Below are 23,217 nucleotides of genomic sequence, written 5' to 3'. Positions count from 1 at the left end.
TTGAGCATTGTTCTCTCCTTTTTTTGAATTTTTTACTGATACAAAAGAACAATGTATTTATAGCATAACAGATTGTATTTTTAAAGTATTAACGCATTTAAGTTCCTTAAGGAAACGGCATTGACCTAACATTTGCTGAAAACGTCAAGCTTTATGGCGCAAGCTTTGGCACGCAAATAGGTGATGCCAATGTCAGTGGCGAGATCAGCTACCGCCAGGATTACCCTGTTTCGGTAACAGGTGGCTCAGAAGATACGGAAGTCGCCCAAGCCCAAGTTTCATGGATTTACTATTACGGATCAACATTTTTTTGTGATCAACTGGCAGCACAAGGGGAGGCTGGGCTTGTACGCGCGATGGGCGTTGATGAGGATAGGTTGAGTAAGGATCAATATGCTTGGGGGTTTACCGTCGGTTTTACACCTAAATGGTATCAGGTGATATCAGGATTGGACATAGATTTCCCGATAAGTTTTAACGTTAACCCTGATGGCAGCTCAGTGAACAGCACTTTTACCGAAAAATCAGATAAGGGATCCATTGGTTTAAAATTCACATACAGAAGCGTTTATAATTTTAACATAAAATATGTTGATTACTTTAATAGTTCTCGGAATGCCCGTTCCGATCGTGATTATTTGGCTTTTGACCTATCATACACATTTTAAAGACAATATGAACGGAGGAGGAAAATATGTTGCGAAAATTATATGCAATAATGTGCATGACGTTTTTAGTTGGGTTCATGGTTAGTGTTGCCATGCCTTTACAGGCCAAGGTGCCAACCCATGAGGCGGAACGATTAAAAACTGATTTAACGCCTTTTGGTGCTGAGCGAGCGGGAAATGCTGAAGGCACCATTCCACAGTGGGAAGGTGGATTAACGACCATTCCGGAAAATGTGAAATATGATCCAAAAACAACCCCGATTCGCCCGGATCCGTTTGCGGATGACAAGGTTCTTTTTACAATTACCGCACAGAACATGGAACAATATGCTGATAAGTTATCAGAGGGACAAAAGGCCTTTTTCAAAAACCACCCAGACAGTTTCAAGATGAATGTTTATCCCACGCGGCGAACGGCGGCTGCGCCCCAATGGGTATACGACAATACCTATAAAAATGCGCTTAATGGAGAACTCACGGAAGACGGTTTGGGCGTTAAAGGGGCTTTCGGTGGAATTCCATTTCCCATTCCAACCAGAGGCGAAGAGGCGATATTTAATCATGCGAATGCATACCAAGGGGGGGATACGACAAATCTTTCCAGTTCGCTTCTTGTATACGGTGATGGTAGTAAAAGTGAGGGAGGGGGCGGGCAATATATATACAACAGAGTTTTTTATGACAGAAATAAAACGCTTGACACCTTTGGTGGGTATAATTTGGACTTTGTGGTTGTTTATGAACAACCCGCCCGACGAAAAGGGGAATTTATTTTGACAAAGTATCCCTTAAACTATTCGGAAACGGGGAACCAGGCGACATGGCAGTATATGCCAGGTCAGCGTAGAGTACGGCGAGCTCCGAATCTTGCATACGATACGCCCAATCCGTCATATGGCGGGATTGCTAACTACGACGATGCCTTCATGTTCAATGGAGGAATCGATCGTTTTAACTGGGAGTTAAAAGGCAAAAAAGAAATGTTTGTCATTTATAACGCTTACCAGTTCGACTTGGCCGACGTTGAAGATCTCCTAACGCCGCATCATTTTAACCCTAAGTACGTGCGTTGGGAGCTTCACAGGGTTTGGGTTGTCGAGGCCACGCTTAAGGAAGGCGTTCGGCACAATTATGGTAAACGTGTGATGTACCTTGACGAAGACACATGGATAATTCTGTGGACGGATAGCTACGATACACGCGGGAACCTATGGAGAAATGCTGTTTGTACAGTTAAAAGTTTTTATGATGTTCCAGCTATTAAGCAGCGTGCGGTGATGTATTTTTCTTCAGAAAAAGATATTTATTGTGTGAATCAGGTCATCAATGGCGCGGTAACGCCAGCTGTTAGGGAAATGAACCTAGAGGACGACTTTTTTACTCCTCAGAACATTAGAAAACTCGGAAGACGATAGCCCGGAAAACAATTTAAAAAAGAGTTAATTAATGGGAGACCGGCATATGGTAATGCGATTCAACCCCTTATTACGGTGGCTGTTTTTAGCTGTTTGGATATTTCTCTGCATGGCATTTTCAGCGTGGGGGGGAGACGATCTCTTACTTATGCCGGCTAAAAAATCTTCAAAGGCCCCTGTTTCCCTTTTGATGGATGTGACAAAAGCCAATGGTCGGCTGGTGGCTGTAGGGGAACGGGGCCATATTCTCGTTTCAAAGGATAACGGAGAGTCTTGGACTCAGTCCGATGTGCCTGTCAGCGTAACGCTCACGGCCGTCAGTTTCCCCAGCAGCCAGAAAGGATGGGTCGTGGGCCATGATGGTGTGGTATTGCACTCAGAAGATTGCGGCGAAAGCTGGAAGAAACAACTTGACGGTTGGAAGATCAACGAGTTGATGCTGGTTCAGCTTAAGCAAATTATCAAAATAAAAACAGAAGAGCTGGAAAATGCTGAACAGGCAGTTGATGAGGAGAAAGCAGAGGCACTAAAACAAAAGCTGGAGGAGCTGAATTTTTTTCTCAACGATGCGAATTTAGCGGTAGAAGAGGGGCCCACTCGCCCCCTTATGGATGTTTGGTTTAAAAATGATCGCGAAGGCCTTGTGATTGGTTCTTTTGGAATGATTCTTAAAACCACCGATGGCGGCGATAGTTGGGAGCCGATACTGGATCGCATCGATAATTCGGACGGTTTACACTATTACGCCATCACTCGGTCCGGGGATGATTTATTCATCGCCGGAGAGGCTGGCATGTTGTTTATATCCAATGATTTTGGCCAGAACTGGAAACGCCTGAACTCTCCCTATGAGGGCTCATTTTTCGGCATCATCGGAAGCCCGGATGGCGGTTTAGTGACAGCTTTTGGCCTTCGCGGTAGAATCTTTTGCTCTCATGACAGAGGTGAGAATTGGTTGCCTGCGGAAAACGGCAATAGCGCTTCTCTTTCCGGGGGTATTTTTTTGTCAGATGGTTCTTTTTTGGTTGCGGGGATTGACGGCTTCCTGATGTGGAGCATAGACAAGGGAAAAACTTTTATGCGGCTACCCACAGAATTTTCGGGAATTATTTCTTTGACCGAGACAAGTGATGGGAAATTAGTGTTGGTTGGAATGAGAGGAACGACCAAGGTTGATGCCTACAAGTTAAGCAGTAAAAACGAGGGAAAATCGTAATGACTCAGAAAACCATATCATTAGATCCGGACCACTCCTATAAGAATGACGCGCCGATTACGGAACGGATGTTGTTTGCCAGGCGCCCGTTTTTACTGTGCATGTTTACAGTAATCACACTATTCCTTGGTTACCACTCTCTACAATTGAAACCCGAGGCCAGCTTTTTAAGAATGATTCCTACCTACCATCCGTATATCAAAAATTATATCGCCTACCAGGATGATCTTAAAGGACTGGGGAACAATATACGGATTGCGGTGGCGACAACCCAAAAGGATATTTTTTCTAAAGAGTACATGGAGGTGCTTAAGAACATAACCGAAGAGGTGTTCTTCATTTCGGGTGTGGATCGGTCGGCGTTAAAGTCATTATGGACGCCTGTGACCCGTTGGACAGAAGTTACCGAGGAGGGGTTTGCGGGTGGTCCTGTAATTCCAGCTACTTATGACGGAGGAAGCAAAAGCCTTGACCAAGTTCGTTTGAATGTCCTCAGGTCCGGTGAGGTGGGCACTCTAGTGGCCAACGATTTTAAATCCAGCGTTATTATAGTCCCCCTTAATGATGTTGACCCGGAGACGGGAAAGCCACTTGATTATCAGTATTTTTCAGAAAAACTGGAAGAAGTTCGCAGTCGGTTTGCGAGTGATGAGGTCAAGATTCACATTACGGGATTTGCAAAGATAGTGGGGGATCTTATAGAAGGATCAACCCGGGTGCTGCTGTTTTTTGTCATCGCATTCATTATTTTGCTGATCCTGTTACTATGGAATTCGCGATGTATTAAAAGTACTGCCATGCGTGCCGTCTCATCGACGGTGGCGGTGGTCTGGCAACTGGGCATTATGAAATTATTCGGATATGGGTTAAATCCGTATTCCATGCTGGTGCCATTTTTAATGTTCGCATTAGGGGTTAGCCATGGTATTCAGTTATTCAATGCTATGGCTCACGAGATGACCCGTGGCGCGGATAAATTAAAGGCAGCCAGGCTCGCCTATCGGAAGGTTTTCAGGCCGGGGATGGCGGCCCTATTTACTGACTTTATTGGTTTTGGAACCCTGATGATGATTCGTATCGGGGTTATCCAAGATATCGCCGTGGGGGCCAGCATCGGTGTTGCAGTTGTGGCCTTTACAGATTTGACGCTTCTACCATTACTAATGTCCTATTCCGGCATCAGCAAAAAAACCATTGAAATGATAAAAAAGAAAGAAGCCGGAACATCCCATCCCATATGGTCGATTTTATCTAAATTTATTGAACCTAAGTTTGCTTCGGCGGCTATTATGTTAGCGGTTATCGGTTTGTTAGCCGGAGTCTACATGCGGCAGGATTTAAAAATCGGTGATTTGGACCCCGGGGCGCCCGAGCTTAGGCCGGATTCTCGCTATAATTTGGATAATGCTTATATGAATGGGCACTATTCCACCAGTAGCGATATTTTTATCGTTATGTTGAAAACGCCTCCGGCCGGTAACAGCCTATATCCAGTAGTCGTTGCAACGGACAAGCTAAAATGGCGCATCGAACAACTTCCCGGGGTTCGGAATGTTAAAAGCCATGTCGATTATTTAAAATTGCTTAATTCGGCCTATAATGAGGGCAATTTAAAGTGGACGGCGCTGCCTCGCAGCAAAATCGCCCTCGACTCCATGGCGCTTAAAATTCCCTCAAGCGTGGTGGGAGAAACGGGGGATCTCACCCCGATTATGATCTATTTAGTCGACCACAAGGCAGAAACCCTAGACCGGGTAGTTAAGGCGGTTGAAAATTTTGCAAATGAAAATAATACGGAAACATACCAGTTTCTGATGGCAGCTGGGAATGCGGGCATTGAGGCCGCCACCAACATCGAAGTGGAGGAGGCCTTGATGACGTTAACCTTGCTGGTTTACGGTGCGGTTTTTCTGGTGTGCCTCATCACTTATAGAACGCTTAAAGGTACCCTGTGTGTGGTGGTCCCACTGTTTCTTACCTCGGTATTGTGCGAAGCCCTGATGGCCAAGATGGGAATCGGTGTAAAAGTAGCGACTCTTCCGGTAATTGCTGTGGGGGTGGGTATCGGTGTGGATTACGGTGTATATATCTTCAACCAACTTCTTTTTTATCGGGCACAGGGGCATAATCTATCGACCGCCTACTATCTGACATTAAATACAACGGGTCGGGCCGTATCTTTTACTGGGATTACCTTGGCCATCGGTGTGGCCACCTGGGCTTTTTCACCTATTAAGTTCCAGGCGGACATGGGCTTTTTGCTAACCTTCATGTTTCTCTGGAACATGGTAGGCGCCATGGTTTTGCTGCCGGCATTGGCCCGATATCTTATAAAAGATCAAACCGGATTGTTGGTCGATGGCCGCCTATATCGACCTTAAGTCGAACCCGAATATTTCAAATCTTTTAAAGAAGGGCAGTTTTGCACCCCGGTGGTGCTACACGTATATATAGATTTAATCAGGATATTGTATGCCATGAAAGAACATCAATTTGTTAAATATAGCCCGGCGCTGATGTTAAGCGTTATTTATATGTTTAGCATCATGGACAGAAATATAATCAGTATCGTACTGGACCTAATAAAGAAAGATTTGCACCTCTCCGATTTTGAGCTCGCGTTGATGTCCGGACTGGCTTTCGCTTTTTTCTATGGTGTAATGGGAATTCCCATAGGGCATTTGGCGGACCGGAAAAACCGTGTTAGCCTAATAACTATCTGCCTATCCGTTTGGAGCCTTATGACGATACTCTCCGGATTGGCTGTAAATTTTCTAATGTTGGTTGTTGCGCGTATGGGAGTTGGTATCGGTGAGGCGGGATGCGCGCCTAGTGCCCATTCTATTATGGTGGACATTTATAAACCCATAGATCGAGGCAAGGTGATGGCAATATACCATGCCGCTCAACCATTTGGTACGGCATCTGCCATGTTTGTCGGCGGATGGTTGGCCGATGCTTATGGTTGGAGAATTACCCTCATAACAATAGGGCTTCCAGGTTTGTTGCTCGCCGTCGCCGCTAAATTATGGTTAAAGGAACCTGTCCGTCCTGAAGGGAACAAGCGGGAAAATGCCAAACCGGGGCCGACCATATGGCAAACAATAACCCTTCTTTTGCGCAACAAACTTTTCAGGACCACCTGTATGGCGCACATCGCGTGTGTATCCTTTATGTTATCCATAATAACGGTATGGTTGCCGACGGTTATGCACCGCAGTCTTGAGTTGAGTTTTAGTCAAATCGGCATGGGATTGGGTATTGTATCCATAATATCAGGTATTTTTGGGACGTTGGCGTCAGGCCCAATATCGGACCGACTTTACAAAAAAGATGCCCGCTGGTTGGCTTACCTGCCTGCCATATTCGTTTTTTTGGCTACTCCCTTTTTTTTGTTTGCTATGACAACAAAGAACCTAACCATTTTTTATGGTTGTGTGACATGCGTATATGTTTTGATTTTTGCACATACAGCACCCTGTTTCGCATTGATTCACCACTCAGTGGATTCAAGCATTAGGGCGATGACAATTGCCATTGTTATTTTGCTAGTTAATTTCTTCGGGATGGGAATATGCCCTTCATTGATAGGATTTATAAGCGATATGTTACACACTGATTTCGGGGTGGATTCTTTGCGGATAGGGATACTATGTGCTGTTATCTTATTACCCGTTGGCGGGCTGTTTTTTTTATATGCCAGCCGTTTAATTGTGACGGATGAAAATGGTGACATCAAAACCCCGCAGCTAATCATTGGTGAAATTGTCCCAGAAGCTAAGGTTTGAGACGACGTAACTTTTCAGGATATCGTGACATTGATGTACCAGGTAAAAAGAAGAGGGTGGTGAATGAAGGATACAATTTGTAATCTAATTGGGATTGGTGTTTTGGTGTCATTGGTTATTTTTCATGCCTTATGGCGGGTTATCAGATGCAGCGCAGTGTTTCATTGTTAGAATCGCCAAGGAGACTGCTGGCGGAGAGGTGCAAATTTATCTCTATCCAAATGAAATGAAGGTGCCGAAAGATAGCTGCGTCATTTGGGTCAGTTGGATTGAAAAAGAAAACATTAGTATTAATTTTCATGAGAATTCCAAATCGTGCATTCTTGCGACCGATCCTTCATCTGGTTTTATAGGGGCTGAAGGTTGTTTTCTTACCGATTTTTTGGCGTATGGCAAGACGGTGAGTTTGTATTTTAAGGAGTCGGGAACATTCGCTTACCGTTTGGATGTCTTGGAAAAAGCGGAGAAATCGGGTGAGGGGCCTCGCCGAAAAATTGAGAAAGAAGGAAAAATAGTTGTTGAGTAACAAAAAGAAGTCGAGCAAAGTGTTAGAACGATCCTACTATTTGTTTACAATGTCCGATGGCGCTATGTCAATCTTACCGATGATTCAAACTCCGCCAAGCACCTGTCCTCCGGCCCTTTCAATGTAGTGCTACTATCGATTATAAGAAGTTAATTTATTGATAAATACAGATTGCCGGTTTCAGGATTACCAGAGTACCACTTTGAAATAGCTGATGTAAAACCTAACTGGGAATTATTGAGCCCGGGATATTAAAAAAAGGAACGTTTTGTGACTGAAAATTATACACCTCTTACACAAGGTATCAACTGGCTTTATGACCCTGCATTAAATAAGGGAACTGCGTTTACCGAAGAGGAAAGAGATGTTTTAGGGCTGCACGGCCTTCTTCCACCTGGTATTAATACCATGTCTGAACAGGTTTTTCGGGTTATGGGGAATTATAGAAGAAAACGCTCTGCCCTGGGAAAATATATTTTTTTGACAGCCCTTCAGGATCGGAACCAGACCCTTTTTTACCGTGTGCTTGCAGATTACCTTGAAGAGATGATGCCTATAATTTATACGCCTACAATAGGCTTGGCATGTCAGGAATATGTCCACATTTTCAGGCGTCCCAGAGGTATTTTTGTTTCCGCAAAAAATAAAGGAAGATTTTCAGAGATTCTTAAAAACTGGCCTAACAAAGATGTGCGGGTTATTGTAATAACCGACGGCGAAAGAATTCTGGGCCTTGGAGACCTGGGAGTTGCGGGAATGGGCATTCCTGCCGGTAAACTTTCACTTTACACAGTCTGTGCCGGAATCCATCCATCATGGTGCCTGCCAGTTACCATTGATGTTGGAACAAATAATGTGGATCTGCAAAATGACCCGCTGTATTTTGGAATGCGCAATTCAAGGATTCGTGGTAAAGAATACGACTGCCTGATTGAAGAATTTATCATGGCCGTTGAGGAAAACTTTCCCAATACCCTTATTCAATTTGAAGATTTTGGTAGTCTTAATGCCTTTAGACTGTTAAATACATATCGCGGCAGAATTTGCTCATTTAACGACGATATACAGGGAACTGCAAGTGTGGCGCTGGCGGGTATTTATGCAGCAATGCGAATGACCGGGCAAAAGCTTACGAATCAAAAGATTTTATTTTTAGGGGCAGGCGAGGCAGGAACCGGTATTGGTGATCTAATTGTTTCTGGTATGATGGATGAAGGCTTGTCTAAACAGGAAGCCCGTCTTAAATGCTGGTTTGCGGATTCCAGGGGACTGGTGGTTAAAAGCCGCGAAAAACTTGCTGAACACAAGCTGCCCTACGCCCATGATTATGAATATCATCAATATTTTTTGGATGCTGTTAAGGCTTTGCAGCCAACAGCAATTATAGGTGTGTCCGGTCAGCCCAGAACCTTTACCCAACCAATACTTGAAGAAATGGCAAAGTTTAATGAGCAACCCATTATATTTGCCTTGTCAAATCCTACATCCAGTGCGGAGTGTACTGCAAAAGAAGCCTATGTCTGGACAGGGGGCCGCGCGATATTTGCCAGCGGAAGTCCTTTTGAACCTGTTAACCTTGGGGGCAAGGACTTCGAGCCAGGGCAGGGGAACAATGCTTATATTTTCCCAGGCGTAGGGCTGGGGGTAATTGCCTGCAAGGCGAAATATGTAACAAGTGAAATGTTTCTTGCGGCTGCCAGGGAGCTTGCCAGTAAAGTAACGGAAAAGGATTTCCGGAAGGGAAGCATCTACCCCAGGCTGAAAAAGATCAGGGAAGTATCAGGCGATATTGCATTAAAGGTTGCAGAGGTTGCTTATGACCAGGGGATTGCGACAGTAGATAGACCTGAGAATCTTTCTTCGTTTATCAGGTCTCAGATGTATGAGCCGAATTATCGGAATTATGCATAAGATTACCGGTCGCTTTATTCCCGGGCACGAGCCCGGGAATCGGAGAAAAATATGAAGCTACGCCTGATTATACTGGGGCTGTCACTGCTGGCATTAATATCTTCTTTTGTCGGAGGCTATTTTTATTATTCATCAATAAAAAACACTGAAATTAAAAATGCTGAAAAACAGGCTGTTGCCAGGACGGAAAAGATAAAAAAACATCTTTCATCCTTGCTGTCGGAATATCAAAAACCCGTCAGAGTCTTGGCAGGAATGCAGGAAATTGCAACAGCCATTTCAGCACCCACCCCGAAAAGTTTGGAAAAAGCCAGCCTTCTGGCAGAGCATTTCAATAGCAGTCTGGATGCAGAAATATGTTATATTGCGGATAATAATGGAAATGTTGTAATATCAACCAAAAAGAATAAATCAGATTATTTTGTCGGTAAAAATATAAAGTTTCGCCCCTATTTTCAGCAGGCAATTCAGGGTATTCCGACAACATATCTTGCCATTGGCATAACATCAGGTAAACGGGGGGCCTATTATAGCCATCCAGTTTATGTAAAAAATTTAAAAGAGCCCTTAGGGGTTGCTGTTATCAAAGCGTCGGTCAAGGATATTGAACACAATCTCAGTGCGGAACCGGGAGAGATCGTTTTGTTCACCTCTCCCCAGGATATTGTTTTTGTTTCAACCAGGGAAGAATGGCAGTATGGCTTATTGTGGAAAGAGTCCGAGAAAAAAATTTCGGAGATTGTCAGCTCTGAGCAGTTTGGGACAGGCCCTTGGGATTGGACTGGTCTGAAAATAAATACCGAAGGATTTGTTACAGATAAACGGAATAACAAATACCTGATGCACAGAGCGAAAATGGAGGATTATAAGGGCTGGAACCTTTTGCATCTTCAAAATCTGGGCACAATCTCCCAAGGTTTTTCCACTCCATTTATCCACATAACAGGCACAATTATTGTTATATTATGTTTTTTATTTGGTTTTATTGTAGTCATTCTTTATATTAATGGTGCCAAAGAGATTGTCAGGCGGGAGAAAGCAGAAGAAGGTCTCAAGGTTGCCAAAGAACAACTTAGCCTTTATACAAAAGATCTTGAGCGTCAGGTAGCGGAGCGTACGAGAGAAATTACAGGTATTTTGAAATACACTCCTGATGTAATATACATGAAGGATATAAATGAGCGTTATATTTTAGTCAATACGCGTTATGAAGAAATATTCGGGGTTAAAAACGAGGAAATAAGGGGCAAGACTGCGCATGAATTTATGCCGGAAGAGGTGGCCAAAAAAATTCAGGTCAACGACCAAAAGGTCCTTATGGAAAAGCATTCCTGCCGGGTGGAACACAGCGTTACCTATCATGGGGCGGTGCACAACTATTTATCCGTAAAATTTCCAATTTATGATGAGGCAGGACATATAAGTGGTGTGGGCGCAATTTCAACTGACATTACCCCATTGAAAAAAAATCAGGAGCAGCTTAAACGGCTTTCAGGCAGCGTTATTACGGGACAGGAAAAGGAGCGTGCCGCCATTGCCAGGGAACTGCACGATGAGCTTGGGCAGCTTCTCACAGTTCTTCGCATGGATGCGGTATGGATATTAAACCGCACAAAAGATAAGGACGAAAAAACCGCTTACCATGCATCTTCAATGAGGGATTTGATTGATAAAACCATCGATGATGTTAGAAATATTGCTATCCGACTGCGTCCCGGAGTTCTGGACGATCTTGGGCTTGTCGATGCTTTGGACTGGTTTACATCTGATTTTGAAACACGAACCGGAATAACATGTATTTTTGAACATAATAATGTGCCGGCATTAAACGATACTATTGCTACCGCAGCCTATCGCATTGCCCAGGAAAGCCTTACCAATGTTGCCCGTCATGCAAATGCTACGCACGTAACTGTCAGTTTGCATGAACAGGACAAGATTTTGAGGCTGATAATAACAGATGACGGTCAGGGCTTTGATATATCTTCAACAAAAGAATCCCTGGGTGTGGCAGGGATGAGGGAACGTGCCGGTATTGTCGGAGGTATGCTAACTATAGAATCCTTGCCCCATGAAGGTACACGGATAAGCTTTGAATTGAAGACGGATATCCAGGGGGATTTATGATAAAGGTTTTATTGGCAGATGATCACCGTATTGTAAGGGCCGGGCTTTGCAGAATCGTGGAAGAAAGCGGCAACATGGAGGTAATTGCAGAAGCTTCTGATGGCAATGACGCTGTTAAAAAGATTCTTGAAAAATCGCCCGATGTGGCGGTTATTGATATTTCCATGCCCGGCATGGACGGGCTTGAGGTTGTGGCGCAGATTAGGAACTATAAACCTGACCTTCCGATAATCATGCTTACCATGCACCAAGAAGAGCAGTATGTGGTAAGGGCAATTGAGGCCGGAGCTATGGGGTATATAACCAAAAAGTCAGCTCCTGAACAATTGGTAGATGCCATCGGAAAAGTATATAACGGCAAGCGCTATCTTACTGATGAAATCTCTGAATTGCTTGCCCTGCGCCTTGCAAGAGGTGCAAATGGAAAGTCGCCTTTAGATTCTCTTTCCACAAGAGAGCTTCAGGTTTTAAAACGTCTGGCACAGGGACATACTAACAAGGAGATTGCCGAATCATATCATATCAGTACCAAAACTGTTGATACCTACCGTTTCAGGCTTCTTAAAAAACTTGATCTTCGCAATAATGCTGATCTGTCCCGTTTTGCCGTTCAAAACAACCTTGTATAGCGCTCGAGTTTATAACAAATTCGGTGGTGATTTCCTGCTGGTGACGACGGCGTTCCGGAAATGGTCGAAATCCAGCGGATTAAAAAAATATTGAATCCTTTCCCCTTATCTTATATCAAAAAAATATTTTTCAGGGTTTCGAAAGTGTGAGGCTCTGCTATGGTTTGTTTTTGGCTATTAAGAATCGCTTTTTGCCAGCACGTTTTGAATATGACTGGATAATTCCGTCAGGCCTACGGGTTTGGGAAGATAGCTGCAACATCCGCCTGCCATCATTTTTTGAATTGTATTTTGGATGCAGTATCCGCTTGCGTAAAGCAATTATAGTGCCAGGGCGCCTATCCGCAATGTGGCCTATAACCACATGAAAGGAAATGACAATATGTTTCGCTGGCATTTTTGGTATAATCGATTGTAACGTGTTCTTCCGGCAGGCGTGCGCAATGAAATTTTTTTCAGTTATCGGGCCACTGTTTATAGAGCAAAGAGTCGAAATTACCGGCAGAAGCCAACAACAAGGCCGCTGCCGGTATGAAGGTTAGGGATGTTGAGGGTTATAATTCCAAGGCAAGAAATCGCTGGGAGAGAGTATCAGCTTCGATGCCTGTTTGAGCAGCCACGTAAGATAATCGAGTGGATTGATCCCGGCCATCTGACAAGTGTGGATCAGGCTCATAAACAGATCCCCCACTTTAGCGCCCCGTTGGGTCTTGTAGAACAGCGCATTTTTGCGGTGGAGAATGGCGTGTTTTAGCGCCTGTTCGCATATGTTATTATCCAGCGGAGCGCCGGGTACATGTAAAAACCGGGATAATTTTTCCCAATGCCGGAGCATGTAATGTATCGCTTTGCCCAGGCCGGAGTTTGGTTCCACGAGTTTTTCACCGATCTGCCGGTTACACCAGGCGTTAAGATCGGCCATGAGCGGACCGCTGTGAATCTGATGATATTTGAGCCGCTCCTCCATTGGCAGTGCCTGTTGTTTGGTAATCGCATCATGGTGGTAGACGGTTCCCAGTTTTTTGATGACATATTCGCACTCTTCAGGGAAACGGTTCACCCATTCCACAAATTGACGGCGAGCGTGGCTAAGGCAATTGGCCATGATGGTTTCAAAATCCTTGGATGCGTTGCGGCTGAGGGCATCGCACATCTGGATGGGGGGCGCAAGGCCAGTGGCTCGCTGTTTTAAAAGTTCGGTGAGGTTTTCCCCGGCATGCTGCCGGCCGGTCATGAACAGGGCGACCCGATGCTCATCCCGGATGCTGACGATGCCTGAAGTAAAGATTCCCGTGCGGTTATTTTCCGTGTCCGGCTCCTTTAATAATGAGAGCACCTTCATGGTGGTATCGTCATTGTGAAGGAGCTGCCCCTGAGCGGCGTGCTCAACGAGAGCATCGTAGACCGGAGCAAGATGGATTGCCGATGCATTGAGAATATCCCACTGGGTTGAAGCGGCAAGGGGGTTACCCAAATGCCCCTGAAGCTTTTCAAGCCGATTCAAGGGCATACCGCAGCCGTATTTTAAGAGTGCCAGCATCGCTGCGGCTGATTCATCATGTTTGTTATCCCCCACTTCAGCCGGAAGCGCCGGGGTGAACACCTCGCCGCAAAGATTGCAGCGAAGCCGTGTTCGTTCATACACGGTGGCCTTGAGCGGTGCGTGGCCGGTAATGTGAACAAACACCGAGGGCATGGCCAACTCGTAGAGTTTACCCTTTTCACATTCCGGACAGGGATCTTTGGGCGCAAGCCGGGCGTGTTCGATAATGACCCTGGTAGCCCCCTCATAGGCGGATGCCGGCTTTTTGCCATGGCCTTTTTGTTTTTTGAGGGGTGCTTCCGGTTTTTCTTCAGACTTTTCCTTGCGCTTGAGGATATTTCTGGCTGTTTCGGTGGGAGCGCCCAGCAAATATTTGCACAATCGTCCGATGGAAGTATTTTTCTCTTCTATAACCTGGCTTTCATTAGTGGTGGCAACATAGCAAAGGGATTTTCCTACGATCCGCTCAAAGCCGAGATAGTGGTGCTGGCGCATCAAGGTACGCCAACGATCCATCTCGTCGCGTCGAACGGGACGTAAAACAAAGCGGGGTGGGCTGGTTGAAGGCGAAATTTTTAGGTTGCTCATAAAAGCAACTTAACAAATTCGAACTCAAAAAGTCAGCGCTATTTCGTGGCCTTCTGATTTCTTACACTTGCGCGACTTTGACGGAGACCTGAAAGATAACGCAAGCGGGTGGAATTTTTTCTGATAAAATGATATAGGGCAAGCTTGGTGTGTTAGGGGGTTCTCGCCAGTAAAAATAAATGCGGAGTGGCAATGCAGATTCATTTTATTGAAGCTAGGGATTTACCTGACTTATGGTTCCAGGCGGTACACGATATTCTGGATAAGGGCCGCCGGTTTACGATTGATCGGGGGTCTTATGCGGGACAGACGCGCCTGGAATATGATTATTTTGTCGGCCATGTGCGCTATCCCGCCACCCGGCCGATGTTGCCGGATATTCCGCCTGCGTGCGGAATCCCGAACCCGGTGGAGGAAGCTTATATATACGGTGGGCAGGGGTATGAACGCTCCTATGTGGAATATCTCATGACCGGTCAGAAAGCCGAAGGGGAATCTTACACCTACGGCGAGCGGCTGACCCGGGCGCCCCTTACCGGCGACAAATTGGCGTGGTGGGAAAAAGGAAAAACCGAAATTATCGATAAACGTCCTGTGGACGGGAAAATGCTTTTCGAAGAGGACGGCCGGTTTTATCTGAACCAGATCGAGTGGGCCATTCACACCTATAAGCATTTTGGTTACCGAAATAACCAAATGGTGCTTCAGGTGGCGCATCCCACGGATATGGCCCTTTTGGACCCGCCGTGTTTGCGGTCTATCGATACCCGTATTCAGGATGACACCCTGCACTTTGTCATCTATTTTCGCTCCTGGGATTTGTGGGGCGGGCTGCCCGCTAACCTGGCCGGTATTCAGAACCTGAAAGAATATATGGCCGCGGAGATCGGGGTCAAAGATGGCGAAATGATCGTTGAGAGCAAGGGGCTTCATCTCTACGGGTATGCCGAAGATCTGGCAAAACTCAGATGCATGCGGATTTGAGGGGGGTGCCGTGAGTGAACCGGTTGTGCCGCCAGCCCCCGGCAGCGCGCCATCGCAAGCCGTTTATCTCTGCCAGATAAGTGAAACGGTATCCTGCGGTGCCTGCTGCGGGCTCTATAATATCAAATCGTTATCCCAAGACCGGCTTGAAGCCTTGCTATCTAGTCGAACCCAAGCATTTGCGTCGGTTCCCCGCACCGAGGACGATATCTACGCGTTTCAACAAAAAATCGAAAGGTCCCTGCCAAAAGAAAAGCCCTTCCCCGAGTTTCATCATTGCCCGTTTGTGGGCTTGATCGGCGCTGATAAGAACCGTATCGGCTGTCTGCTGCATCCGAACGCGAGCGGGAATGAGGGAAAAGACTTTAGATGGATGAGCTGGTATGGGGCCATGGCCTGCCGGATTTATTTTTGCCCCACATCTCGAATGCTGCCACCCGTCTATCAGATGATTATTCGTGAAACGATCGATCATTGGTACCTCTATGGGCTGATTATCACCGAACACCGGCTTCTGGCGGCTTTTTTCAGGGAAACAGAGATGAGAATGGCACGAAAAATCGTGGCATCGGATTTTAATGAAAACCGGAAGGCGCGGGCGATTTTTCGAGAATTTGCCGGCCTGAAGTTGGATTGGCCCTATCGCCAGGAAAATGCACCCGGACCATGCCATCATGTATTTGATAACGGCGAGTATCCCCGGCCGAATGTTCAACGGGCAAATTCGGCAATTCCCCTTTCACGATATGAAGATATTTTTCGTGAGCTGGATTCCGGGTTCTTAACGACGGAAGCCATGTTTTCCGCAGAGGCGCGCTTGGACGATCTGTTTGCCCGGCTGGTAACGGTTTTATCTTTTCCATAGGCGCCCATCGCCGGATAGGCATAAGCTACGCACCCAACAGAGCGCATGCCCCGCTTTTCTCCATACGCCACTTGCAATCCAAGCGCCCGTGCCTTAAGTTGGAGTCGGTGTTAGGCCCTTTCGATAACCATATCGACACATAATTGTCGTAGACCCTATATCGGAAACAGGCACGAAAGCGCGTGCATCATTGGAGAAGGTCGTTGGCTGCTCAGCAGTCCAGCCGCCCGGCTTCCGGCTTTGCCGGATCAGGATTGAAACACAAGACTATTCGGAGGCATTCATGAAAAAGATTTTAACCCTGGCGCTTTTCATTTTTTGTTTATTTCTGATACCTGGTTGTGGGTATAACGCGATGCAGCAGGCTGAGGAGGGGGTTTTCAAGGCATGGGCGGATATTGAGAGCACCCTTCAGCGGCGGGCCGATTTGATTCCCAATCTTGTGGAAACGGTCAAGGGCTTTGCCTCGCACGAAAAAGAAACCCTTCAGGGCGTTATTGAAGCGCGGGCCAAGGCCACGTCTGTGAATATGACGACCAAAGACTTAAGTGATCCTGATGCCATGCAACGGCTGGCTGGCGCTCAGGGGGGGCTTTCGTCCGCTTTGTCCCGCCTGATGGTCGTAGTGGAGCGCTATCCCGACCTAAAGGCCAATCAGAATTTTCTGGACCTTCAGAGCCAGCTTGAAGGGACGGAAAACCGAATTAATGTTGCCCGCCAGCGCTATAATGAGACTGTTTCGGCCTTCAACGCCATGATTCGAAAATTTCCCAACAGCTTGACCAACAGCATGCTGTTGCACCTGGAGCGAAAAGAATATTTCAAGGCGGAAGAAGGGGCCAAGACCGCACCCGAGGTTAAGTTCTAAGTATCGTTTTGAAATGTAAAAAAGGGTGCACGAAAACGCAAAACGAGGCGGAGAATGCGAAGAAACGAAACGATGCGGCTTGCTGGCGCGTGGCTGGTTGCTGCAATGATGTTAATCCTTTTAACCAGTTCTGTCCTCATGGCCGTGAAGTTGCCAAAGCTTACAGGGCGGGTGAACGATTATGCTAGTATTCTTTCCGATGATGCGGAAAGGCAGCTTGACGCGGCGCTTCGCGCCTTTGAGGGAACTGATTCAACGCAGATCGTGGTCTTGACCATTCCCTCGTTGGATGGGGAGGCCATTGAGGATTTTTCCATTCGTGTGGCAGAGGCTTGGAAAATAGGTCAGTCCAAAATCGACAATGGCGCAATACTTCTGGTTGCCCCGAACGAGCGAAAGCTGAGAATAGAAGTGGGCTATGGTCTTGAAGGAAAACTGACGGATCTGGTTGCCGGGCGCATTATTCGGGAAGTAATTGTTCCCGCGTTTAAAGCCGGTAGTTTTGACCAAGGGGTGATGGCCGGTGTGGGCGCCATGATGGCCGCGGTCAAGGGTGAATACACGGCCCCCGAGGGCGGTGCCGGGTCAGCCGGACGAAGACAATCGGGCAGTCCGCTTTTGTTGCCCTTGATTGCATTTATATTTCTGGTCGGTCAACTCGGACGGGTGCGCCGGCCTTTGGGCGCGGCGGCCGGCGGCGTCTTGATGCCCCTTTTCGGGGCGATATTTCTAAAAACCGGCCTTCTGATGTTGCTGGCCCTGATACCACTTGGGCTGGTGGCTGGCTATCTTTTATCGCTTATCGCCGCCGGCCTTTCCGGCGGGCGACATATCGGCGGTGGTTATTACGGCGGATTCGGTGGCGGCGGCGGTTTTTCCTCCGGTAGTTTTGGCGGATTTTCCGGCGGCGGCGGTGGCTTTGGCGGCGGCGGTGCTTCCGGGGGCTGGTAAGAACCCATAACCGAAATTCCGCTGTCCGAGTGTTGTGCAATCGCCAGCACCCCAATCAACTCAACGAACGAAAAGAACTGAATGATGAAAGACCTTGCAGAGAAATTCTTATCCGAATCGGACAAGCGCATAATCATAGAGGCCGTTAAAACGGCTGAACAAAAGACTTCCGGCGAAATTGTTCCGCTGGTGGTTTCCGCCAGTGGCTCCTACCCCTTGGCGAATGTAACCGGAGGTGCCGCCCTGGCGTTTCTTCCGGCGGTTTCCCTGACGCCCTGGATCGGTGGTTTTTTTTGGATAGGCGGCCAGAACATGTGGATGTTTCTGATCCTTTTTATCGCCTTTTTTTTATTGTTCCGCGAAACCGTGAAGCGGCTTGCATGGCTTAAGCGACTTTTTATATCCAAAAAAGAAATTGAAGAAGAAGTGCATGAGGCTGCGGTTACCAGCTTTTTCAAGGAAGGGTTGTACCGCACTCGCGATGCGAACGGAATACTGATCTTTATTTCGGTCCTGGAGCATAAAGTGTGGGTTCTTGCGGACAAAGGCATCAACACCCGAGTGCCTCAGTCCCGGTGGACCGGCATCGTGGATGGCATCATTGAGGGGATTAAAGAAAATCGTCAGGGGGCTGCCATTTGCGAAGCCGTGATGGAAGTCGGGGGTATTCTAAGCGAGCATTTTCCGCTTAAGTCCGATGATACCGATGAACTGAAAAATCTGATTGTCAAGGATTGACAGCCTTCAATTGCCTTTCGAGGTTGCCTTTATTCGAGCAACCTGGGAGGCTATCTTTTGCTGCCAGCTAGCCTCGTCTTTGAGGTAGATTGTAGCCAGATGGTTGAACTCCGCCGCTTGCAGGGCATTGCCTTTCAGAAGCCATGCTTCCGCCAGGTAGTAATAGTTTTCTCCGTTCTGGGGGTGAAGGTTGACGGCGCGTTCTAAAACTCGAATGGCTTCATCGGGCCTTTTTCTTTCAAGCAGTGTTTTCCCCTGGTCTGAAAGCGTGACGGCGGCCACCGCTCTTGGACTCGGCGTTTTTGGTGGCATGACCGGTTCGGCTTCCTTTTTGGGGGGCGGTTGAACCTTTGCCGCCGGTTTTTGCTCGAGCCGCTCAGCCGCGCGTGATTTATCGGGAGAAGGTGCTTTTTCCCTCACCACCGGTTTCGTTGCGGGTCGTGACGGTATCGGCCTATTCGCCGCACAACCGGTCATCATAAGAATTACGCCCATAACGACGATATAGTTAAAAACCGGGGACAATGTCTTTGAATCCTTTCCATATTTTTTCCAGCCGGGTCGGGCAGTCGTGTTGCCGACACTGCGTTGTCGGCCGGTTTACAGAGAGAAAGATCTCCCTTGTCACACCGGGGCAACATCCCGGGTTTGGAAGCATGCCTGTTTCCGAACAAACCTCTATGGTCTCTATGCCGGAAGGCATGGTAAACCATTCGCCGGAGACGTACTGCGGCAGCGACAGCATCAGATCGGCCCATATGGGAAGCGCAGCGCTTGCACCGGAGGCCATGATGGAATCCCCGTTATCGAATCCGACCCATACGACGGCCAGCAAATTGGGGGTATAACCGATAAACCAGGCGTCCCGGGAATCATTGGTGGTGCCTGTTTTTCCGGCCACCGGCCAGTTGACCCCCAGTCGTTTGGCGCCCCGCGCCGTGCCGTCGAGAACCACACTGCGCAACAAATTATTTATCATATAGGCTTTGGTCGCAGGAATCAACCGTTCGATGGTGGCATGACGGTTTTCAAGAATATGGCCATCTTCTCCCGCTACCTCTTTAATGGACAAGGGATAGGGAAGCACGCCGTCCGCGGCAAACACGCAATAGGCCCGCGCCAGAGACAGAGGATCAAGTTCCAGCGCTCCCAGCGCCATGGCGGCATAGGGCGTTTCCGGCGCGGGAAGATAAAACGAGCGAAAGGTCTTTGCGATATGCGTAAGGCCGATATCCAACGCCAGGTTCACGGTCGCTATATTATGCGAGAATGCCAGGGCTTCCCTGAACGTGACCACGGGACTGGCCAGGGGGTTATAGTTTTTCGGCCGCCACGGGCGGCCATTTATCATGTATGTGCGAGGCTCATTGGAAAGCCTTGAAGGGGGCCTGTATCTGTCGAGCCCTGTTAAATAAACAAAGGGTTTGATGGCGCTGCCCGGCTGCCGTTTGGCTTGAGCGGCTCGGTTAAACTGGCTGATTCCGTAGTCCCTGCCGCCGACCATGGCAATGATGTAGCCGGTTTTGGGCTGCATGACGATAACGGCGCCCTGAAGTTTCCCTTCGGGATTTTTTCGCTTCAGTTTCGGGTTGATGGACTCCAGCCGTGCCAACCCCGCGTTCAGGGCTTTTTCGGCGGCTGACTGCACCTGCGTGTCGATGGTGGTGAATATGGACAGGCCCTCGCGGGAAAGATCTTTGCGGCTATATAGGGTCGATAGCTGTTGCGTCAGATAATCCATGAAATAGGGGGCCTGTTGATGATAATCGCGATAACCGGCGGGGGTGACGGGACGTGCTTTTTCACCTTCATGGGCTTCGGCCGTGAGCCATTGACGCTTGTGCATGGCGTCTATGACATCATTTCGCCGTTGCTTGCACTGTGTCCGGTTTTTATAGGGCGAGTATCGGTTTGGCGCCTTGATCAACCCGGCGATGGTGGCGGCTTCGGCGACGGAAAGCGCCGCGGCCGGTTTGTCAAAGTAGAATTGGGCGGCCTGGCCGATGCCGTTGATGGACACCGAACCTTCCTGGCCGAAGTAGATTTCGTTCAGATACATTTCAAGAATCGTGTCTTTGTCAAACTTGTATTCAAGAATGCCGGTGATGAGCAGCTCTTTTAATTTACGGCTCAGGGTGCGCTCCGGGGAAAGGAAATAATTTTTAGCCAGTTGCTGAGTGATGGTGGAGCCGCCCTGGCTGATCTCACCTTTGCGTAAATTGGTGGCCAGTGCTCTTAAAATGGCTTTTATTTCGATTCCCCGGTGGTGGTAAAACCGGTAATCCTCTGCGGCCAGGACCGCGTGCAGGACATGCGGGGGCAAATTCCTGATGGAGACCAGCTCCCGGCGCTCGCGATCCGGTCCGAAATAGAGCATCAATTCTTCGGGTTCCAGCTCCAGCACGGGCGTTTTTGACCCGGCATCGCCGCTGATGATGTCGCTAATGCGATTCCCCTTTAAGCCAATCCAAACGGGCCCGCTTTTTTGCTCAAAGTAAGGGGCTTGAAAGGGGCGTAGGTAAATCTCGATAGCCGTGTTTGAAAACCGCATTTCTCCGGCCTTTTCCGGGGGCCGGTCAACCTGCCGGTAGCCGAGCCTGTCGAGCTTTTCTCTGAAAAGCCGGTGGCTGATCGTTTGTCCGGTGTAAAGAAGCGTGGTGTCGGAATAGACCTTTGATGGAAGGTCCCATAGCCGGCCGGCAAAACGGGTGTCGATTTTTCCTGCAAGGGTGGTTATGTAAAGAATGCCTGCAGCCGACGCGGATAGGAGTGCGACAAGAATGAGTTGCAATACCCAGGAACGAATGTGCTTATAAACGGTTTTTTTCTTTTTCATGAAAGCCGGATTAAAGGATTTTTAAGGCGGTGTGAGCCTCTTTCAGTTTTTGCCAGGAGTGGGTTCTCGGTTGTTGAATGATGGGCCGTTTGAGCTCGGCAAGAATATCCGTTACGTATTCTTCTTGTCGCATACCGACCAGCACACTGCTGACGCCGGCTGTGGATCGAACGGCGCGGACGGCTTGTTGGCTTAAGGTTTCGGCGTTTGCCCAGTCCGGATCCGAGGCGGACGCGGCCCTTGCGATTCGGCGGGTTTCAACCCCCGCGGCTTCCGAATAGGTCGATTCAACCGCTTTGAGGCCGGCCTCTACGCATTGCATGTGGGTTTTGATCCAGGTGGAAAGCCCTTTCACCGTTTCTTGGTAGGGTTTCAGAAAGTCTTCAACGCCCCGAACTCTAGCCAGTAGATGCCCGTTTTTGATATCCAGCCAGCGCTCATATGACCCGAAATGCCGCCAATGGTGCGTTAACATCTCTCCGATAGCCAGTTGTTCGGTTACCCGATTTTGAAGTGGAATCGCCAGATCAAGCTTGGGAAGCAGCCTTTGCTGAAAGCTTTTTTCCGATCGGCTTACGGCTCGAATCAGATCGATAATTTCATCGGTGGAAAGCCGTTCCGCGATCGGCACGTTCGCGAGCCGCAGCAGCCGCTCACCGTCAAAGGCGTTGAGCGGCCGATTGATAAGAACCGCCAATTCCAGCGTGCTCGCAAGATCCAACACACTTTTTTCTTCCGACTGATTTTTTTCAAGGACAGCTCCTGTCTCCAGTAAATTCAGGGGCAGTTGAATGAGGCGGAAATGGTGATTTTCGGAGAGAGATTGCGCACTATTCCATAGCGTCTCCAGGCAGGTAAACTCCTCATGCGCGGCTGCGGCCGGAAAGGTATTGGAACTTACGCCGTAATAGCGGATACGCCCTTTTTCGACCATCTGCTCCATAAATTCAAAGGCGCCCTGAATGCGATGATAATATTCCCTGCGTGCCACCGGCAGGCTGATGCCACTTTTTGCCGCCCAATCCAGATAATATTCAGGGTTATGAAGCAGATAAAAATCAAGGGTTTCCAGATTCAGCCGCTCCAGGCTTCTTTTAAGCTGGTCTTCTAAAAATTCCGGGTGAATACAATGCGCCAGCCCCTCGCCGAAATCCACCAGCTCATGAAAGGGCTTTCCCTGAGCCTTTCGTTGCTGGCTGAATTCATAATTTTGGCCCTGAAGATAGCCGACCTTGGAAACGACGATGAGTTGCTCCCGGGAAAGGTGCCCTGAATCGATAAGATCCGTGAGCACTTGGCCGATCAAAAGTTCAGATTTGCCGTCGGCATAGTTGGCGCTCGTGTCGATCAGGTTGATTCCTCCCGTTAAGGCCTTTTCCAGCGCATTTCTGTGTTCGGTAATGCCGGAAGTGATCCGATACCCGCCAAAACCGGCCTGGCTGGCCCAAAGACCAGTGTTCCCCAACGGTCGAAACGCGATGTCGGGGTATGTGCGTGAGCGGCAAAGGGTTTCTTCCGAAGATGCGAAATTTTTTACCACATTCGGCTCCTTAGGGGTTGGTTC

At 48.0% G+C, this 23,217-nt stretch carries 17 protein-coding genes; 13 read left to right on the top strand and 4 right to left on the bottom strand.

Features of this window, described 5'->3' with window-relative positions:
* Window positions 1-694 precede the first annotated feature (694 nt).
* From RBT11_10885 to RBT11_10850, 8 genes are all read left to right on the top strand, one after another.
* Window positions 695-2,083, top strand: coding sequence for a DUF1329 domain-containing protein (locus tag RBT11_10885; protein ID MDX9787275.1), 1,389 nt, complete (start codon window positions 695-697; stop codon window positions 2,081-2,083).
* Window positions 2,084-2,129: 46 nt separating this feature from the next.
* On the top strand, window positions 2,130-3,299 hold the full coding sequence (locus RBT11_10880) for a YCF48-related protein (protein ID MDX9787274.1): 1,170 nt from the start codon (window positions 2,130-2,132) through the stop codon (window positions 3,297-3,299).
* Entirely contained in the window at window positions 3,299-5,680 is a 2,382-nt protein-coding gene (locus tag RBT11_10875) for an MMPL family transporter (GenBank protein ID MDX9787273.1), read from the top strand. The genes RBT11_10880 and RBT11_10875 overlap by 1 nt, the downstream gene beginning before the upstream one ends.
* A gap of 96 nt (window positions 5,681-5,776) precedes the next feature.
* Window positions 5,777-7,087: an MFS transporter gene (locus tag RBT11_10870; protein MDX9787272.1), complete on the top strand. Its 1,311-nt coding sequence runs from the start codon at window positions 5,777-5,779 to the stop codon at window positions 7,085-7,087.
* 124 nt (window positions 7,088-7,211) lie between these two features.
* Entirely contained in the window at window positions 7,212-7,613 is a 402-nt protein-coding gene (locus RBT11_10865) for a hypothetical protein (GenBank protein MDX9787271.1), read from the top strand.
* A gap of 270 nt (window positions 7,614-7,883) precedes the next feature.
* Entirely contained in the window at window positions 7,884-9,524 is a 1,641-nt protein-coding gene (locus RBT11_10860; protein MDX9787270.1) for an NAD-dependent malic enzyme, read from the top strand.
* 51 nt (window positions 9,525-9,575) lie between these two features.
* Window positions 9,576-11,651, top strand: a complete 2,076-nt coding sequence (locus RBT11_10855) for a PAS domain-containing protein (protein MDX9787269.1) — start codon at window positions 9,576-9,578, stop codon at window positions 11,649-11,651.
* Window positions 11,648-12,280: a response regulator transcription factor gene (locus RBT11_10850; GenBank protein MDX9787268.1), complete on the top strand. Its 633-nt coding sequence runs from the start codon at window positions 11,648-11,650 to the stop codon at window positions 12,278-12,280. Before RBT11_10855 ends, RBT11_10850 begins: the two co-directional genes overlap by 4 nt.
* A 538-nt stretch (window positions 12,281-12,818) precedes the next feature.
* On the opposite strand, the gene RBT11_10845 is transcribed toward RBT11_10850, so the two are convergent.
* A complete protein-coding gene (locus RBT11_10845; GenBank protein MDX9787267.1) occupies window positions 12,819-14,339 on the bottom strand; it encodes an IS66 family transposase in 1,521 nt (506 codons plus the stop codon).
* A 264-nt stretch (window positions 14,340-14,603) separates the two neighbouring features.
* Between RBT11_10845 and RBT11_10840 the strand changes: the two genes are divergently transcribed.
* From RBT11_10840 to RBT11_10820, 5 genes are all read left to right on the top strand, one after another.
* Window positions 14,604-15,395: a thymidylate synthase gene (locus RBT11_10840; GenBank protein MDX9787266.1), complete on the top strand. Its 792-nt coding sequence runs from the start codon at window positions 14,604-14,606 to the stop codon at window positions 15,393-15,395.
* 10 nt (window positions 15,396-15,405) lie between these two features.
* Window positions 15,406-16,260 (top strand): hypothetical protein, encoded by an 855-nt coding sequence (locus RBT11_10835; protein MDX9787265.1) that lies wholly within the window; start codon window positions 15,406-15,408, stop codon window positions 16,258-16,260.
* Window positions 16,261-16,543: 283 nt separating this feature from the next.
* Entirely contained in the window at window positions 16,544-17,128 is a 585-nt protein-coding gene (locus tag RBT11_10830) for a LemA family protein (protein MDX9787264.1), read from the top strand.
* A 54-nt stretch (window positions 17,129-17,182) separates the two neighbouring features.
* On the top strand, window positions 17,183-18,079 hold the full coding sequence (locus tag RBT11_10825) for a TPM domain-containing protein (protein MDX9787263.1): 897 nt from the start codon (window positions 17,183-17,185) through the stop codon (window positions 18,077-18,079).
* Between the two features lie 81 nt (window positions 18,080-18,160).
* Complete coding sequence (locus RBT11_10820; protein MDX9787262.1) at window positions 18,161-18,817, top strand: TPM domain-containing protein; 657 nt, start codon at window positions 18,161-18,163, stop codon at window positions 18,815-18,817.
* 6 nt (window positions 18,818-18,823) lie between these two features.
* On the opposite strand, the gene RBT11_10815 is transcribed toward RBT11_10820, so the two are convergent.
* From RBT11_10815 to RBT11_10805, 3 genes are read right to left on the bottom strand one after another with little or no spacing between them, the layout of a single operon-like run.
* Window positions 18,824-19,297 carry a tetratricopeptide repeat protein gene (locus RBT11_10815; protein ID MDX9787261.1) on the bottom strand — a complete coding sequence of 158 codons (474 nt, stop codon included), beginning with the start codon at window positions 19,295-19,297 and terminating at the stop codon, window positions 18,824-18,826.
* Between the two features lie 28 nt (window positions 19,298-19,325).
* Complete coding sequence (locus RBT11_10810; protein ID MDX9787260.1) at window positions 19,326-21,653, bottom strand: PBP1A family penicillin-binding protein; 2,328 nt, start codon at window positions 21,651-21,653, stop codon at window positions 19,326-19,328.
* A gap of 10 nt (window positions 21,654-21,663) precedes the next feature.
* Complete coding sequence (locus RBT11_10805; GenBank protein ID MDX9787259.1) at window positions 21,664-23,193, bottom strand: aldo/keto reductase; 1,530 nt, start codon at window positions 23,191-23,193, stop codon at window positions 21,664-21,666.
* Window positions 23,194-23,217 lie beyond the last annotated feature (24 nt).

Source organism: Desulfobacterales bacterium (genome assembly GCA_034003325.1).
GTDB lineage: Bacteria > Desulfobacterota > Desulfobacteria > Desulfobacterales > JAFDDL01 > JAVEYW01.
This window is presented reverse-complemented; position numbering and strand designations above follow the sequence as displayed.

Coding starts and splice junctions, on each gene's coding strand:
- RBT11_10885 (MDX9787275.1), top strand. CDS start 695: ATGTTGCGAAAATTATATGCAATAATGTGCATGACGTTTTTAGTTGGG.
- RBT11_10815 (MDX9787261.1), bottom strand. CDS start 19,297: ATGATGACCGGTTGTGCGGCGAATAGGCCGATACCGTCACGACCCGCA.
- RBT11_10810 (MDX9787260.1), bottom strand. CDS start 21,653: ATGAAAAAGAAAAAAACCGTTTATAAGCACATTCGTTCCTGGGTATTG.
- RBT11_10880 (MDX9787274.1), top strand. CDS start 2,130: ATGGTAATGCGATTCAACCCCTTATTACGGTGGCTGTTTTTAGCTGTT.
- RBT11_10820 (MDX9787262.1), top strand. CDS start 18,161: ATGATGAAAGACCTTGCAGAGAAATTCTTATCCGAATCGGACAAGCGC.
- RBT11_10850 (MDX9787268.1), top strand. CDS start 11,648: ATGATAAAGGTTTTATTGGCAGATGATCACCGTATTGTAAGGGCCGGG.
- RBT11_10875 (MDX9787273.1), top strand. CDS start 3,299: ATGACTCAGAAAACCATATCATTAGATCCGGACCACTCCTATAAGAAT.
- RBT11_10865 (MDX9787271.1), top strand. CDS start 7,212: ATGCCTTATGGCGGGTTATCAGATGCAGCGCAGTGTTTCATTGTTAGA.
- RBT11_10855 (MDX9787269.1), top strand. CDS start 9,576: ATGAAGCTACGCCTGATTATACTGGGGCTGTCACTGCTGGCATTAATA.
- RBT11_10845 (MDX9787267.1), bottom strand. CDS start 14,339: ATGGATCGTTGGCGTACCTTGATGCGCCAGCACCACTATCTCGGCTTT.
- RBT11_10830 (MDX9787264.1), top strand. CDS start 16,544: ATGAAAAAGATTTTAACCCTGGCGCTTTTCATTTTTTGTTTATTTCTG.
- RBT11_10870 (MDX9787272.1), top strand. CDS start 5,777: ATGAAAGAACATCAATTTGTTAAATATAGCCCGGCGCTGATGTTAAGC.
- RBT11_10840 (MDX9787266.1), top strand. CDS start 14,604: ATGCAGATTCATTTTATTGAAGCTAGGGATTTACCTGACTTATGGTTC.
- RBT11_10825 (MDX9787263.1), top strand. CDS start 17,183: ATGCGAAGAAACGAAACGATGCGGCTTGCTGGCGCGTGGCTGGTTGCT.